The 14,910-nt window shown below is 47.2% G+C and carries 13 protein-coding genes; 4 read left to right on the plus strand and 9 right to left on the minus strand.

The window, feature by feature from the left end; all coding sequences use genetic code 11:
• From I2F54_RS12890 to I2F54_RS12900, 3 genes are all read left to right on the plus strand, one after another.
• Positions 1-111 (plus strand): DUF4494 family protein (locus I2F54_RS12890; protein ID WP_195501405.1); only part of this gene is annotated, 111 nt, incomplete at its 5' end.
• Positions 112-189: 78 nt separating this feature from the next.
• Positions 190-858: a YggS family pyridoxal phosphate-dependent enzyme gene (locus I2F54_RS12895; RefSeq protein WP_195501456.1), complete on the plus strand. Its 669-nt coding sequence runs from the start codon at positions 190-192 to the stop codon at positions 856-858.
• An 18-nt stretch (positions 859-876) separates the two neighbouring features.
• Entirely contained in the window at positions 877-1,854 is a 978-nt protein-coding gene (locus I2F54_RS12900; RefSeq protein ID WP_195501406.1) for a dihydroorotate dehydrogenase-like protein, read from the plus strand.
• Positions 1,855-1,949: 95 nt separating this feature from the next.
• Here I2F54_RS12900 and I2F54_RS12905 read toward each other — a convergent pair whose 3' ends face one another.
• Together I2F54_RS12905 and I2F54_RS12910 are read right to left on the minus strand one after the other, a co-directional pair.
• Positions 1,950-3,854, minus strand: coding sequence for a polysaccharide biosynthesis protein (locus tag I2F54_RS12905; protein ID WP_087412449.1), 1,905 nt, complete (start codon positions 3,852-3,854; stop codon positions 1,950-1,952).
• Between the two features lie 78 nt (positions 3,855-3,932).
• Entirely contained in the window at positions 3,933-5,258 is a 1,326-nt protein-coding gene (locus I2F54_RS12910) for a PhoH family protein (RefSeq protein WP_087412450.1), read from the minus strand.
• Positions 5,259-5,409: 151 nt separating this feature from the next.
• Here I2F54_RS12910 and I2F54_RS12915 point away from each other — a divergent pair, with 151 nt between their 5' ends.
• Positions 5,410-6,663, plus strand: a complete 1,254-nt coding sequence (locus I2F54_RS12915) for a bifunctional folylpolyglutamate synthase/dihydrofolate synthase (protein WP_195501407.1) — start codon at positions 5,410-5,412, stop codon at positions 6,661-6,663.
• Here the strand turns inward: I2F54_RS12915 and I2F54_RS12920 are convergent.
• The 7 genes from I2F54_RS12920 to dnaN form a co-directional block, all read right to left on the minus strand.
• Positions 6,631-7,005, minus strand: a complete 375-nt coding sequence (locus tag I2F54_RS12920) for a RidA family protein (protein ID WP_009121656.1) — start codon at positions 7,003-7,005, stop codon at positions 6,631-6,633. The two genes, I2F54_RS12915 and I2F54_RS12920, sit on opposite strands and share 33 nt — an antisense overlap.
• Positions 7,006-7,250: 245 nt before the next feature.
• The gene (locus tag I2F54_RS12925) at positions 7,251-8,954 is read right to left on the minus strand and encodes a tetratricopeptide repeat protein (protein ID WP_195501408.1); all 1,704 of its coding nucleotides are present in this window, start codon (positions 8,952-8,954) and stop codon (positions 7,251-7,253) included.
• A gap of 2 nt (positions 8,955-8,956) precedes the next feature.
• Positions 8,957-9,697: a 23S rRNA (guanosine(2251)-2'-O)-methyltransferase RlmB gene (gene rlmB / locus I2F54_RS12930; RefSeq protein WP_009121654.1), complete on the minus strand. Its 741-nt coding sequence runs from the start codon at positions 9,695-9,697 to the stop codon at positions 8,957-8,959.
• A 95-nt stretch (positions 9,698-9,792) separates the two neighbouring features.
• The gene (gene recN, locus I2F54_RS12935; RefSeq protein ID WP_195501409.1) at positions 9,793-11,454 is read right to left on the minus strand and encodes a DNA repair protein RecN; all 1,662 of its coding nucleotides are present in this window, start codon (positions 11,452-11,454) and stop codon (positions 9,793-9,795) included.
• A gap of 42 nt (positions 11,455-11,496) precedes the next feature.
• Positions 11,497-12,717, minus strand: coding sequence for a bifunctional phosphopantothenoylcysteine decarboxylase/phosphopantothenate--cysteine ligase CoaBC (gene coaBC / locus I2F54_RS12940; RefSeq protein ID WP_087427052.1), 1,221 nt, complete (start codon positions 12,715-12,717; stop codon positions 11,497-11,499).
• A gap of 25 nt (positions 12,718-12,742) precedes the next feature.
• Positions 12,743-13,513: a 3'-5' exonuclease gene (locus I2F54_RS12945; protein WP_009121651.1), complete on the minus strand. Its 771-nt coding sequence runs from the start codon at positions 13,511-13,513 to the stop codon at positions 12,743-12,745.
• Positions 13,514-13,637: 124 nt separating this feature from the next.
• A complete protein-coding gene (gene dnaN / locus I2F54_RS12950) occupies positions 13,638-14,762 on the minus strand; it encodes a DNA polymerase III subunit beta (protein ID WP_009121650.1) in 1,125 nt (374 codons plus the stop codon).
• Between the last annotated feature and the right edge of the window lie 148 nt (positions 14,763-14,910).

Consider the following 14,910-nt stretch of genomic DNA (forward strand, 5'->3'; position numbering starts at 1 on the left):
GAGGGTATGAAAGGTACAATGGCCGACTATCAAATTGCATCGGTAGCAGAAACCGCCATCATGGATGTATATCCGTACAGTGCAGAGCCGAATGATAAGCCGGAAGTGTAATTTAAGCTATGAGTTATAAGTTATGAGTTATTATTGGGTACTCATGATTTATAGCTTATAAATCATAAAACAAGAGAACTGATGATTGCAGAAAATATAAAACAAGTACTGAGCGAACTGCCTGAAGGGGTGCGACTGGTAGCTGTTTCCAAATTTCACCCTAACGAAGCCATAGAAGAAGCCTATAGTGCAGGGCAACGTGTGTTCGGAGAAAGTAAGGTGCAAGAAATGACAGCCAAATATGAAAGCCTGCCCAAAGACATAGAATGGCATTTCATCGGACATCTGCAAACAAATAAAATCAAATATATCGTACCTTATGTAGCATTGATTCACGGAGTTGACTCCTACAAACTTCTCACCGAAATCAACAAGCAAGCAGCCAAGGCAGAACGAATGGTAAACTGCCTGCTCCAACTGCACATTGCACAAGAAGAAACTAAATTTGGTTTCAATTTCGACGAATGTCGGGAAATGCTTACGGGCGATGAGTGGAAAGAGCTTAAGAACATCCGGATATGCGGACTGATGGGCATGGCGACAAATACCGATAATGTCGAACAAATCAAAGCTGAGTTTTGTTCATTAAATAGCTTCTTCCAAGAAGTTAAGACCACATGGTTTTCCAATGCAGAGTGGTTTCGGGAGCTGTCTATGGGGATGTCACACGATTATCACGAGGCAATTGCCGCCGGCAGCACTTTGGTACGTGTAGGAAGTAAAATATTTGGAGAAAGAATATATTAATCACTAATAACTATTATCATGGCAACATTAGAAACTACTTTTGCAGGGTTAAAACTTAGAAACCCGATCATTATCAGCAGTTCCGGACTTACCGACAGCGCTGCTAAGAACCAGAAGCTTTATAAAGCCGGGGCAGGAGCTATTGTACTCAAGTCTCTTTTCGAGGAGCAAATCATGATGGAAGCCGACTGGCTTGGAGATCCCAATATGTATCCGGAAGGAAGCGATTATCTGGTGGGATATATACGCGAACACAAATTGGGTGAATATTTGAATTTAATCAAAGAGAGCAAGAAAGTCTGCGATATTCCTATCATCGCCAGTATCAACTGTTACCAGGATGCAGACTGGATTGAGTTTGCCAAGAAAATAGAAGAAGCCGGAGCAGATGCTTTGGAAATTAATATTCTTGCTTTGCAAACTGATATGCAATATGCTTACGGTTCCTTTGAACAGCGCCATATCGATATCTTGAGCCACATCAAGAAAACGGTCGATATTCCTGTCATCATGAAATTGGGAGACAATCTTACCAACCCTATTGCTCTCATCGACCAGCTTTATGCTAACGGTGCGGCCGCGGTAGTCATGTTCAACCGCTTCTACCAGCCGGATATCGATATTGAAAAGATGGCTCAAAGCGCCGGAAGCGTATTCAGCACAGATGCCGATTTATCTAAATCTTTACGTTGGATAGGTATCGCTTCTGCAGCAGTCGGTAAGCTGGACTATGCGGCATCTGGCGGCATACACGCTCCTGAAGGAGTAGTAAAAGCTATTCTGGCAGGCGCTTCGGCGGTAGAGATATGCAGTGTGCTGTATCAGAATTCCTATGCCATCATTGACGAATATGTTCGTTTCCTGAATTTATGGATGGACCGTAAAGGAATGGAGAATATCAACCAGTTCAAAGGCATGCTGAATGTAAGCGACTTGAATGGCGTAAATACATTCGAACGTACCCAATTCCTGAAATATTTCTCCTCACACAAGTAAGTGTGATACATACTAAAACGGATGATGCGTTTATGATAAACGCATCATCCGTTCTTTTATATCATAATCGTTGTCTGTTTCAGAGTTCACCGGTCCTACTCTTTCTTATCCAGAACCTCAAAGCAGGAATTCTTGCTGACAAACTCAGGAACAATATCTTTCATGGCCGCCACAATCTTCATCTGGTCATAAGTATAGCTGACCTCAATCAACTTCTGAATACGTTCCCGCACTTCATCATAATCATACTCGCGTACAGTGGCAATCATAATTTTTTCGTGATAAGTCGGTTTTGTCAGCTCCCGGACATTAAGCAGTTCCTCATACAACTTCTCGCCATGGCGTAACCCTGTAAATTCTATCTTGACATCAGTACGTCCGGAAAGACTGATCATACGCTTGGCGAGGTCTACAATCCGCACCGGTTTACCCATATCGAAGATATAAATCTCTCCCCCATGCCCCATACTACCGGCTTCGAGTACCAAACGGCAAGCTTCCGGAATGGTCATAAAGTAACGTATAATTTCCGGATGAGTCACCGTTACAGGCCCGCCACGCTGTATCTGATCGCGAAAACGGGGAATGACCGAACCGTTCGACCCCAAAACATTGCCGAAACGGGTAGTGATAAACTGCGTGAAATGTCCGCCTTCCGCCTGTAACTTTTTCGCCAGCGACTGAACGTAAATTTCACAGATACGTTTGGAACATCCCATTACATTGGTAGGATTCACCGCCTTGTCCGTAGAAATCATCACAAACTTCTCCGCGCCGTATTTCACCGCCAAATCAGCGACAGTACATGTACCGTAAACATTTACCTGAATAGATTCGGATACATTATCTTCCATCATCGGTACGTGCTTGTACGCCGCCGCATGAAAAATATACTGCGGCTTATACTGTCTGAATATTTCTTCCATACGAGTTGCATTGGAAATATCGGCGATGATGGTTTCGGCATCAATGTCCCGCCAACGGTCCTGCAGTTCCAAACGAATATCATGCAACGGAGTTTCCGCCTGGTCTACAAGAATCAGTTTATAAGGATTGAAAGAAGCCACCTGACGCATGATTTCACTACCGATAGAACCGGCGGCACCGGTAATCATCACCCGCTTGCCTTCCAGATGGGAAGCAACCTTATGAATATCAATCTCAATCGGATTGCGCTGCAACAAGTCCTCAATCTGGATTTCTTTCAGTTGGGTACGGTCCAGGAACTGCCCATTCCATTCACTCAGCGGCGGAGCCGTCATCAGTTTGATGTTGTGCGCCAATAAACGGTCTGCCATGTCGGAGCGCTTGAGCGCTTCCATCTTGGCGGGAGAAACGATAATGGTATGCACGTCACGGTCGTCCAGATTATCAATCAGGGCGTTGTCGTTGGGATATACCTTTACCCCCATCATCACCTTATTAATAAGTTCCGGCTCATCGGCAATGAAACCGCGCAAACGGTAATGGTTACGCAAATTAACGCGCAGCGCTTTTGCAATATTCACTCCGGCCTCTTTGGCTCCGTAAATAAACACATTGGCGCTGTGCGAACCGTCAAAGTTCAACGCTTCAAAGAATATCTTTACAACAATACGGGAACACGCCATCATGGCAAAACTGATGATATAAGACATGAACAATACCGTAGCAGGCGCTACATTAATGTCCATGCAACTTTTTGCCAGCACACTCGTTATCAGCAACAATGCGTAGGAAACCGTCAGCGATACGAATATGCGCATTATATCTACAAACGATGAAAAGCGAAGCACGTTAGAGTACGTACGAAACACTCTAAAGAATATCACATTGACGATTACCGTCCACACAATCGTTATGTCTATGGACGAAGATTCCGAGAACAGACTCCGGAAATCATATCGCAGCGCATAAGCCAACAGACTGGATACAACAATAATAAGCACATCAATCAATAGAACAGTCCATATCGGCAATACCTTTGCTGAAAGGTACCGATGAAAAAAGTTTCGCTTCATCACGTTTGACAGTTTTTGTTTTAGGCACCGCAAAGATACACTAATTTTTATCAAAGCGAAGAAGAAAATGATAAAATGTTACATCAAGTTACTTGCTAACTCGCTCAGCTGGCTACGCTCTCCTTTCACTAAATTGATATGGGCAAACAGGTTCTGATCTCTCATGCGGTCTATCATATAGACAAGTCCGTTGGACTGGCTGTCCAGATACGGCTGGTCAATCTGTTGGATGTCACCCGTGAATACCATCTTCGTCCCCTCTCCGGCACGTGTTATGATGGTTTTGATTTCATGAGGAGTAAGGTTCTGCGCCTCGTCAATGATACAATAAGTCTCGCTCAAGCTGCGTCCACGGATAAAGGCCAGGGCTTCAATAACCAGTTGGTCGCTTTTCTGCATATCTTCCAACCTTTTCACTTCGCTCGAATTAGATGCAAACTGATGCTTGATTACGTTCAAATTATCAAACAAAGGCTGCATATACGGAGCAACCTTTTCATTGGCGTCACCCGGCAGGAAACCAAGGTCTTTATTGGATAAGGCGACGATAGGACGCGCCAACAGGATTTGCTTATAATCCGTCAACTTGCCCAAAGCGGCAGCCAGCGCCAACAGCGTCTTACCGGTTCCGGCCTTACCCGTAAGGGCTACCAACTTGATATTCGGATCATTCAGCACTTCAAAAGCGAAGCTCTGCTCGGCGTTGCGCGGTTCTATACCGTAATTCTTCGTCTTGTTTACACGGCAGACAGAATGCGTAAAAGGATTATAGCGGGCAAGCACACTGCTACGGTCGCTTTTCAGTACAAAGCATTCATTGGGATGGATGACATCCTTAAAGTCGAACTCACTGATATCCAGCCCCTCTTTGGATGAATAGATACGGTCTATCAAAGTAGGGTCGACCCCCTCGAACACTTCATTCGATTTTTCAAATATATCCACATTGATTACCTTGTCATTGATATAATCCTCGCACAGCAGTCCGATGGAGCGCGCTTTCATACGAAGGTTGACGTCTTTGGTGACAAGAATGGATTTCATTTTCGGCTTTTTCTCCGTCAGCCAGTCAACGACGGACAATATCTGATGATCGGGAATGCGTTCAGGGAAAGAGTCGCGCACGCGGGACGAATCTACCGAACCGGCCACTACGAACAAACGTCCCAGCCCCTCTCCCAGCGGAGCACCTTTGGTAAAGAGGTTATCGTCGGTAATCAAGTCGAGTTCCCGGACAAACTCACGGGCATTGAAATTTATCTGCTCGTTGCCTTTCTTGAATTTATCGAGTTCTTCAAGCACTACAATGGGAAGATAAATGTCGTTCTCTTGAAAGTTCTTCAAACAGTTATAATCGTGAAGGATAACATTGGTATCAATCACAAAGTTTTTCTTAGCTCCCATACTCTTTAGATTTAAATTGTTTATACCTCATACCGACATATAAAATAAAGCAAGCATACGCACTTAAATAAAATTGCCTTATCTTTGCCGTTCCTAAAGATAACACTTTAATAGGGAGAAAGGATTGCTTTCCCGTTAATTTTTATAAAAGATGGACTATCAGAACACTTTAACTTACTTATATAACAGTGTGCCCATGTTCCAGCAAGTGGGTGGCTCGGCATACAAAGAAGGGCTGGAAAACACACGTATACTGGACGAACATTTCGGACATCCCCACCGCTCGTTCCGCACCATCCATGTGGCGGGAACCAACGGCAAAGGCTCCTGTTCGCACACGCTGGCCGCCATATTGCAGGAAGCCGGGTATCGTGTGGGACTTTACACTTCCCCCCACTTGGTGGACTTCCGCGAACGTATCCGTATAAACGGACAGCCTATACCGGAAGAGTATGTAGTACGTTTCGTAGAAAAAGAGCGTGACTTTTTCGAGCCTCTGCACCCTTCTTTCTTCGAGCTGACCACCGCCATGGCTTTCCGTTATTTTGCCGATGAAAAAGTGGATGCAGCCGTCATTGAAGTCGGGCTGGGCGGCAGGCTGGACTGCACAAACATCATTCATCCGGATTTGTGCCTTATCACCAACATAAGTTTCGACCACACCCAGTTTTTAGGCGACACGCTGGCAAAGATAGCCGGAGAAAAGGCAGGCATCATCAAGGCAGGCATCCCCGTCGTCATCGGAGAAACCACTCCCGAAACCAAACCTGTGTTCCTGCAAAAAGCGGAGGAAGAAAAAGCTCCGGTCATATTCGCGGAAGATACGATGATACAAGATTATCCCGGGATGAAAACAGAATTGCAAGGGCTCTATCAGATAAAGAACACGCGTACCATTCTCACCGCCTTACCGCTGCTGCAAGAAGCCGGCTACCGGATAGACGAACAAAGCATACGCAGCGGTTTCGCCCATGTCTGCGAACTGACGGGATTAATGGGACGCTGGCAAAAGCTGCAGGACACCCCCACCCTGATATGCGACACCGGACACAACGTAGGCGGCATCAGCTACATTGTAGAACAATTGAAGCAGCAGACCTGCCGCCAGCTGCATATTGTAATAGGTATGGTAAATGACAAGGATATCAGCGGCGTACTCGCCCTGCTTCCCAAAGACGCCGCCTACTATTTCACCAAGGCCTGCGTAAAGCGCGCCCTACCCGAAGAAGAGCTGCGCGCGCGCGCCGCACAAGCCGGCCTGCGGGGAAGCTGCTATCCGGATGTCCCTGCCGCTGTAACCGCAGCGCAAGAAAAAAGCCACCCGGAAGACTTTATCTTCGTAGGTGGCAGCAGCTTTATTGTAGCGGACTTGTTAGCGAACCGCGATGCACTCGATCTCCACTAAAGCGTCTTTCGGAAGCGCCTTTACGGCAACTGCCGAACGGGCGGGGAAATCTCCGTCAAAGTAAGTGGCGTACACCTTGTTCATATCGGCAAACAAAGACATATCCGCCAGAAAAACGGTAGTCTTTACAATATTCGCCATGCTCAATCCTGCTTCTTCCAAAATGTGCTTTACATTCTCCAGCGATTGGCGTGCCTGAGCCTCTGCGCCCTCTGCCATCACTCCGGTAGCAGCGTCGATGGGTAACTGACCTGATACAAACACCATTCCGTTCGCTTCAATAGCTTGACTGTATGGGCCTATTGCGCCCGGAGCCTTTTGGCTGCAAATTACTTTCTTCATAATTTTCTTATTCTTTTTATCTGTTCATTATCAAGTATATCGTATCTTTCTTTACAATATTCTCAAAAAAAATCAATAAGTCCATGCAGTATTCCTAAAAGCCGTGCATTTACTATACGAATATACGAAAGAAATTTCACTCATAACCTGTTAATACCTAGACTTAACTTTTATTTTAGCATGGGGAAGTTTCCCAAACAAAGGCTCTGCTTGTGAAAGCGGAGCCTTTATCGTTAGTATATCACTTATTTGCAATGCTTTTTAATCAGTTCATCCACATTCGGATCTCCCAATTCCTTCGCTTTGGCAAAACTTTGGCACGCTTCCTGATTTTTCTTCATCTGCAGCTGCGCGATTCCCATCAGACGATAGGCTTCCGCATATTTAGGGTCGATTTCCAAAGCGGCCTGCAGCACCTTCAGCGCTTCCTCATTACGTCCCACACGAATATTGACAACGGCAAGTTCCGCACGGTAAGTCAAATCTTTCGGACTTAATTCGATAGCCTTTTCCATATCATTCAGCGCACGCTGGAACTGCTTGGCTTTCAAGGCGGCCTGCTCACGATAGTAATAGAATACATCATTCACCTTGCCGTTTACCGTCTTGTAATACGCGTCATAGTCGAGCATCGCGGCGCGCGCCTGATTCGCATTCATACGGGCTTGGGCACGTTCCAACAGATAAGGGGCGGCTTCTTCCGTATACGGCTCGCTGAAGCGTGCCATACAACTATCCATAAGCGCCACTACTTCTTCCGCAGGCGCTTTCATCAGTTCTTTGGTCTTGGCTGCGCTGAAGAAAGTGGCCGCCGACGCCAGATTGGACTGATTCACCTTTTCATAGCAAGCCAAAGCAGCCGGATAATCTTGTTTCGCAAACAAAATATCTCCTTCGGTCTGTACGTACACCGGAAGTTCCTGAACGGCAATCGCCTTTCTTATTTCATCCGCAGCCTTGTCGTACGACCAGTCCTTGTAAGGTTTCTCCGGATTGCCCAACATATAATTGTATATCAGCTTGGCACGATTGTAATATACATCGTCCTTCTTCTGAGTTACGCTCAGGGCCTTATCCATATCGGCCACCACCTTATCCATCGAGGCGTCATCTTTTGACTGATACAACCGGTTGGTAGCACGACGCAAATAACCGTCCGCGCTATTCGGATATTCGGCGACGAAGTCATCCAGCAGTTCGGCGTACTTCTCCGGGGTAACCTGTGAAGAAGCCATGAAGAGGAACACCAACGCCTGTTCTTCCGTATCGGGCAATGCCTTCTTGATGCCGATATTCTTTAAAGTCATATCGCTGAAAGAGAACGCCGAAACATTCTGGTCTATGGCAAACTTAGCATCTACCGCATAACAGATTGTTGCGGTGTCGGCGCCGGATGATTTCTGCGCAAGGGCAAAGACCTGTCCTTCCTCGGTCATTACGGGACAACTCACCATCTTATCTTTCAGACGCAGGTTGAGCGTATAGTAATAATACTTTTCGGAGAACTTATCCGCCGCTTTCACTTGTCCGGCGGTATAAGAACGGTCTTTTTGCGTGGAATAAGGCAGGATATATACATTGGCGCCCACTGCCGGAGCCGTGGTTGCCGGGTCCAATGCAGGAACTTTCTTGGTTGATATGCCTACACGAAACTTAATGACATCGTACATATCATTTGCGCCCAAAATAGAAACTACCGGCATCTGTACGCCTTCCGAGTTCATCACTACCGCCCGTTGCGCTCCCTTGAACAGAGAGTAATCGGACAAGGCAACGCCGTCTTCCGTTACGAAGAACCCGTTTCCGGTATTCAGAATCTTGTCATTCTCACCATAAGTGACCACCGAGAATACGGCACGCTTAGCTTTCTCCACCCATTTGGGGGCTTGCGCTACACTCCACTGAGCCAGAAGGCACAGAGTGAAAAGCAGGAAAATCTTCTTTTTCATATTTAGTTGGTTCTTTGTTTCACAGCTTCATAAATCAGAATACCCGCCGCAACAGATACGTTAAGAGATTCAATCGTACCCAGCATCGGAATCTTTACCCATTCGTCGCATAATGCAAGGTTGTCGTAAGAGACGCCTTTATCCTCAGCGCCCATGATGATACACATAGGGCCGGTATAATCGGCTTTTGTGTAGTCGTAATCACCTTTTTCCGTGGCAGCCACAATATGGAAGCCGCTGTTTTTAAGGTACTGCAAGGTATCTTTCAAGTTCTGCTCGCGGCATACGGGCAAGGTATGCAACGCTCCCGCCGAAGTCTTCACCGCATCGGCATTCACCGTCACGCTGTTCTTGGCGGGGATAATAACGGCATCTACCGCCGCGCACTCGCAAGTACGGGCTATCGCTCCGAAATTACGCACATCCGTTATGCCGTCCAGCATGACAAACAACGGGTTCTTTCCCTCTTCAAACAGAAACGGCACAAGATCTTCCGTTTTCTGGTAGGTCACGGCGGAAACAAACGCTATCACACCCTGATGGTTCTTGCGTGTAAAACGGTTGATACGTTCCACCGGCACACGTTGCACGGGAATCAAAGTTCCCTTCAAAGCGGCAAACAACTCTTTGGACAAGTCGCTCTGAATATCTTTCTTCACCAATATCTTGTCTATGTCCTTACCTGCCTGAATAGCTTCTATTACGGCGCGAACGCCGAAAATCATTTCACTTTTATCTGTCATTGTATCTTAATTGTTTTTTGTCTTACTTCAGTCTGCCGGAGCTTTACGCTACGGCTGTAAACCTCTACTTTACAAGCGCAGAATTACGGCACCCGTCAGACGATGCCCAATAACGCCTTTGCATTGTTCAGCGCAGCTTCTGTCAAGGTGGCGCCACTCAACATATGCGCTATCTCCTCTACCCGTTCTTCGTCCGTCAGGCGGCGGATATGGCTGTTGGTTTCCGTCTCATTATCCTGCTTGTACACCTTATAATGGGCACGTCCGCGGGCGGCAATCTGCGGCAGGTGGGTAATGCTGATAACCTGGCGGTCGCTATCCCCCATTTCCTGCATAATGTCCGCCATACGGTCGGCTATCTCACCGGAAACTCCGGTATCTATTTCATCGAATACGATAGTGGGCAGCTTCACCGCTCCGGCTATCATCGCCTTGACAGACAGCATGACACGGGCAATCTCACCGCCCGAAGCTACCGAAGATATATTCTGCAACGCCCCGTTCTTATTGGCGGAGAAAAGGAAACCCACCGTATCCGCGCCATGCGCACCCGGCTCCTTACGCGTACCTATCTCTACCCGGAAACGAACATTAGGCATTCCTAACGGTATCAAACGGGCTGCCATTTGTTTCTCGACCTCGCGGGCTGCGGCAGTACGCAATTCGGTCAGTACCTCGGCCTGCTTTTTCACCTTATTATATAAGGCTTCGCTACGGGACCTCAGTTCTTCAATCTGTTCATCCGATGAAGTGATGTTGGAGAGTTTCGCTGCATAATCGTCCGCCAAAGCCAGCAGTTCGTCCACCGTAGAGACTCGATGTTTCTGCTGGAGAGTATAAATCAGGTTCAAACGGTCGTTCACTTCTTCCAGCCGGGCGGGATTAAATTCAACCTCTTCTTCCTTTCCTGAAATCTCCTGGGAAATATCTTTCAATTCGATATAGCTGCTTTCCAGACGCTCGGCAAGTTCCCCGGCCGAAGGATATACTTTCTGCAGCCCCGACATTGTGTTCAAACACTCTTTCAACGCGGAGAGCAGACCGCCTTCATCGGAGTTCATCACCTGACCGGCACGAAACAGTCCGGCTTTTATCTCTTCCGCATGGCTCAGCGTATCGGCTTCCTGCTCCAGTTCTTCCTGCTCTCCGGCAGTCAGGTGAGCGTCTTCCAACTGCTCCAACTGAAAACGGATATAGTCTTCATCAGCCTTATTCTGCCCGGCAAGAGCGATAAGGTTCTCTAAATCCCGCTGCGCTTGCTTCCATTCCCGATGAAGGGACTGATAGGCGGCCAGTTCTTCTTCATCATGCGCCAATATATCCAACACATTCAGCTGGAAACCCTCTTTGTTCAGCAATAAGTTCTGATGCTGCGAGTGCACGTCAATCAATTGCTCACCAAGCTCTTTCATCTGTACCAATGAAGCCGGCGTATCATTGATGAATGCGCGGCTCTTGCCCGAAGCATAGACCTCACGGCGCAGAATGCACTCATCTTCGTATTCCAGTTCGTTTTCCTCAAAGAAAGGCTGCATGCCGTAGCCCGCAATCTCAAAACGGGCTTCAATCACACATTTCGCGGCGCCTCGCCTGATAGACTTCACATCGGCGCGCTGCCCCAGCAACAGACCGATAGCTCCCAGTATAATGGACTTTCCGGCGCCTGTCTCACCGGTAATCACCGAGAAACCGCTACCGAAGTCTATATCAAGTTTCTCGATAAGCGCATAATTCTGTATGTATAGAGAACGCAACATTTTATAAAATTGAGAATTGAGAGTTGATAATCGAAAATAGCATTAATGTTTCATCACTTCCACCAGATGGTCGATAATGTCCGCAGCCACCTCGGCTTTGGACTTCAACGGATAATCCTTTTTACCATTCCGGTCTATAATACTGATTTTATTGGTATCGTAACGGAATCCGGCGCCTTTGTCATTCAACGAATTGAGCACGATAAAGTCCAGATTCTTACGATTCAGCTTATCTTCCGCATTCTGTCGTTCGTCATTGGTTTCGAGGGCAAACCCTACCAGCACTTTGCCGGGATATTGCTTCTTCATCTCTCCCAAACGGGCGGCAATATCCTGCGTAGGCTTCAAATCCAACGACATATCCCCGGTCTTTTCCCGCTTAATCTTCTTATCGGCCACCTGCTCCGGCGTATAGTCGGCTACGGCGGCGGCCATAATAACGGCATCCGCATTGTAAAACAAAGAAGTGGCCGCCTCGAACATCTGTCCGGCAGACTCGACATTGAAATGTTGATGCATAGGATAATGCGTACGGAGCTGCACAGGTCCCGAAACCAGAATCACAGCCGCTCCTCTTGCCGCACATTCATCGGCAAGCGCAAAACCCATCTTACCCGACGAATAATTGCCGATGAAACGCACCGGGTCTATTTTTTCATACGTAGGTCCGGTAGTTATCATAATTTTCTTTCCGGCCAGGTCACCGTCTTTGGCTGCAAAAAACTCTTCCAAATGACGGATGATAACGTCCGGTTCTTCCATTCTTCCTTTGCCCACCAAATGGCTCGCCAGCTCGCCCGTGCCCGGTTCTATGATATGATTGCCATACGAGCGCAGCGTCTCCAGGTTCTTTTGGGTGGACGGATGAGCATACATATCCAAATCCATCGCCGGAGCCACAAACACAGGAGCTTTCGCAGACAGATAAGTAGTTATCAGCATATTGTCGGCAACGCCATTCGCCATTTTGCCGATAGTGGAAGCCGTGGCCGGAGCTATCAGCATGGCATCCGCCCACAAGCCCAAATCCACGTGACTGTTCCATGTCCCGTCACGTTGCGCAAAAAACTCACTGATGACAGGCTTTCCGGTGAGGGCGGATAAAGTAATGGGAGTTATGAATTCTTTTCCCGCAGGGGTTATAACGACCTGCACTTCCGCACCCTGTTTTATAAGTCCGCGGATGATATGGCAGGCTTTATAAGCGGCAATACTGCCTGTAATGCCGAGTACTATTTTCTTTCCTTTCAGTGGATTTGCCATGAAATCAAAATACTAATTACAAATATCACTTCTGAGTAATCTCACGCAGGCGGATTTTAGTCAGCATGGCTTTGGTATTCAGCGTAAAATCACTGTTCAGTATCCAGCTGTAATATCCCGGATCACGCTTCAGCACATCGGCTACCGACATGCCTTTGTACTTACCGAAATTAAACACTTCCACACCTTTATCATCGTAAACCATGCGTCCCGCAAAGTCCACATTCTTGTTGAAACTGGAATAATCCGACAGGAAAGTCACATCGTTCTGCAAGTCCGGATAGCGGTCCAGTTGCGACATCAGCACCTCATAGGTAGCGCGAGTGTCCGCTTCCGCCGTATGGGCGTCTTCCAGATTCTTGCCGCAATAGAACTTATAGGCGGCGGACAGCGTGCGCTGTTCCATTTTATGGAAGATAACCTGCACATCCACAAACTTGCGGCGGCTCATGTCGATATCCACATCCGCACGCAGGAATTCTTCCGCCAGAACGGGAATATCGAAACGGTTGGAATTGAAACCGGCAAGGTCGCAGCCTTCAATATCATTGGCGATACCGCGCGCCACTTCCTTAAACGTGGGACAGTCCGCTACATCTTCATCATAAATGCCATGAACGGCGGAAGCTTCCGCCGGAATATGCATTTCGGGATTGATACGCATGGTTTTGGTTTCCTCGTTCCCGTTGGGATATACTTTGAGATAACAGATTTCTACTATTCGGTCTGAGTTAATGTTTGTACCGGTGGTCTCCAAATCAAAAAAGACAATCGGATTTTTAAGATTCAGTTTCATGAAGTTTCGTATTTATTTATCTTTTAGGCACGGATTACACGGAGTGACACGGTTTTTTTATAAACCTGAACCGTGAAATCCGCGTAATCCGTGCCTAAACAAAAAATGACAGGTTACTATCTCATTAGTCATTCAGCATCATCGGCATCAGCAGCATCAGCAGGTCTTCGTTTTCTTCCTGCTCTACCGGAACGATAACGCCGGCGCGTGAAGGATCGGCCAATTCGATAACCACTTCATCCGCTGAAATATTATTCAGTATATCTATGAGGAAAGTAGATTTGAAGCCGATGCTCATCGGATTGCCCGTATACTGGCAGGTCTGTGTTTCTTCCGCCGAAGTGGAGAAGTCGATGTCCTGCGCCGAAATCACAATCCGGTTTTCCTGCATGCGCAGCTTGATAAGGCTGCTGGCCTGTGACGAGAAGATGGACACGCGGCGCAACGCGCCTATCAGTTGCTGGCGGTCTACCGTTACCTTATACGGGTTGTTCTGCGGAATTACAGAGTTATAGTTCGGATAGCGTCCTTCAATCAGACGGCATACCATGCGATAACTTTCCAGCGTAACCACAGCGTTACGTTCATCAAACTCAATGGTTACCATGCCCTGTTCTTTCGGCAACAGGTTCTTCATCAGGTTGGCGGGTTTCTTGGGCAGGATGAAAGCGGCGCGTTCATTGCCTTTGGCGGCCAGCGTCTTGCAGCGTACCAGCTTATGGCCGTCGGAAGCCACCATGGTGATGTCTTCGGTGGTAATATCGAAATAGATACCGTTCATCACGGGACGAAGCTCGTCATCGGCGGTTGCAAATACCGCGCGGTTGATACCGCCCAGCAACACCTGCGCATCCATTTCCACACGTACGGCGTTGTCACCCAGCATGGCCGATTGCGGGAATTCGTCCGCGTTCTGTCCCATCAGGCTGTATTTACCGTTTTGATACTGTACTGTAATCTCCAAAGAATTTGTGTTGATGTCAAATGTCAGCGGTTGTTCGGGAATTTCCTTCAAAGCATCCAACAGAGTTTTGGCGGTTACGGCAAAACGTCCGTCGGTATCACTTTCGTTCACTTCGACTGTAGTAACCATCGTTGTTTCGCTGTCGGAAACGGTTACAGACAAGGTTCCATCTTGTAGTTCAAAGAGGAAACAATCCAAAATAGGCAGCGCATTCTTCGAATTAATCACGCGGCTGATAGCCTGCAAATGGCTGGAGAGCGCAGTACTCGAAACGATAAATTTCATATATTCTGTATATTTAAGTTTTAATTTCAGCTAACTTGTTAACTAACGGACAAAGTTAAAAAAAGAATTCCCTACGACAAAGAAATAGTAAGAAAAAACAGCCGTTTATTCGTCGCATATTCCTAAAAAATTGTAACTTCGCCGCATC

Origin of the sequence: Bacteroides clarus, from assembly GCF_015555825.1 — a bacterium.
GTDB classification, from domain to species: Bacteria; Bacteroidota; Bacteroidia; order Bacteroidales; family Bacteroidaceae; genus Bacteroides; species Bacteroides clarus.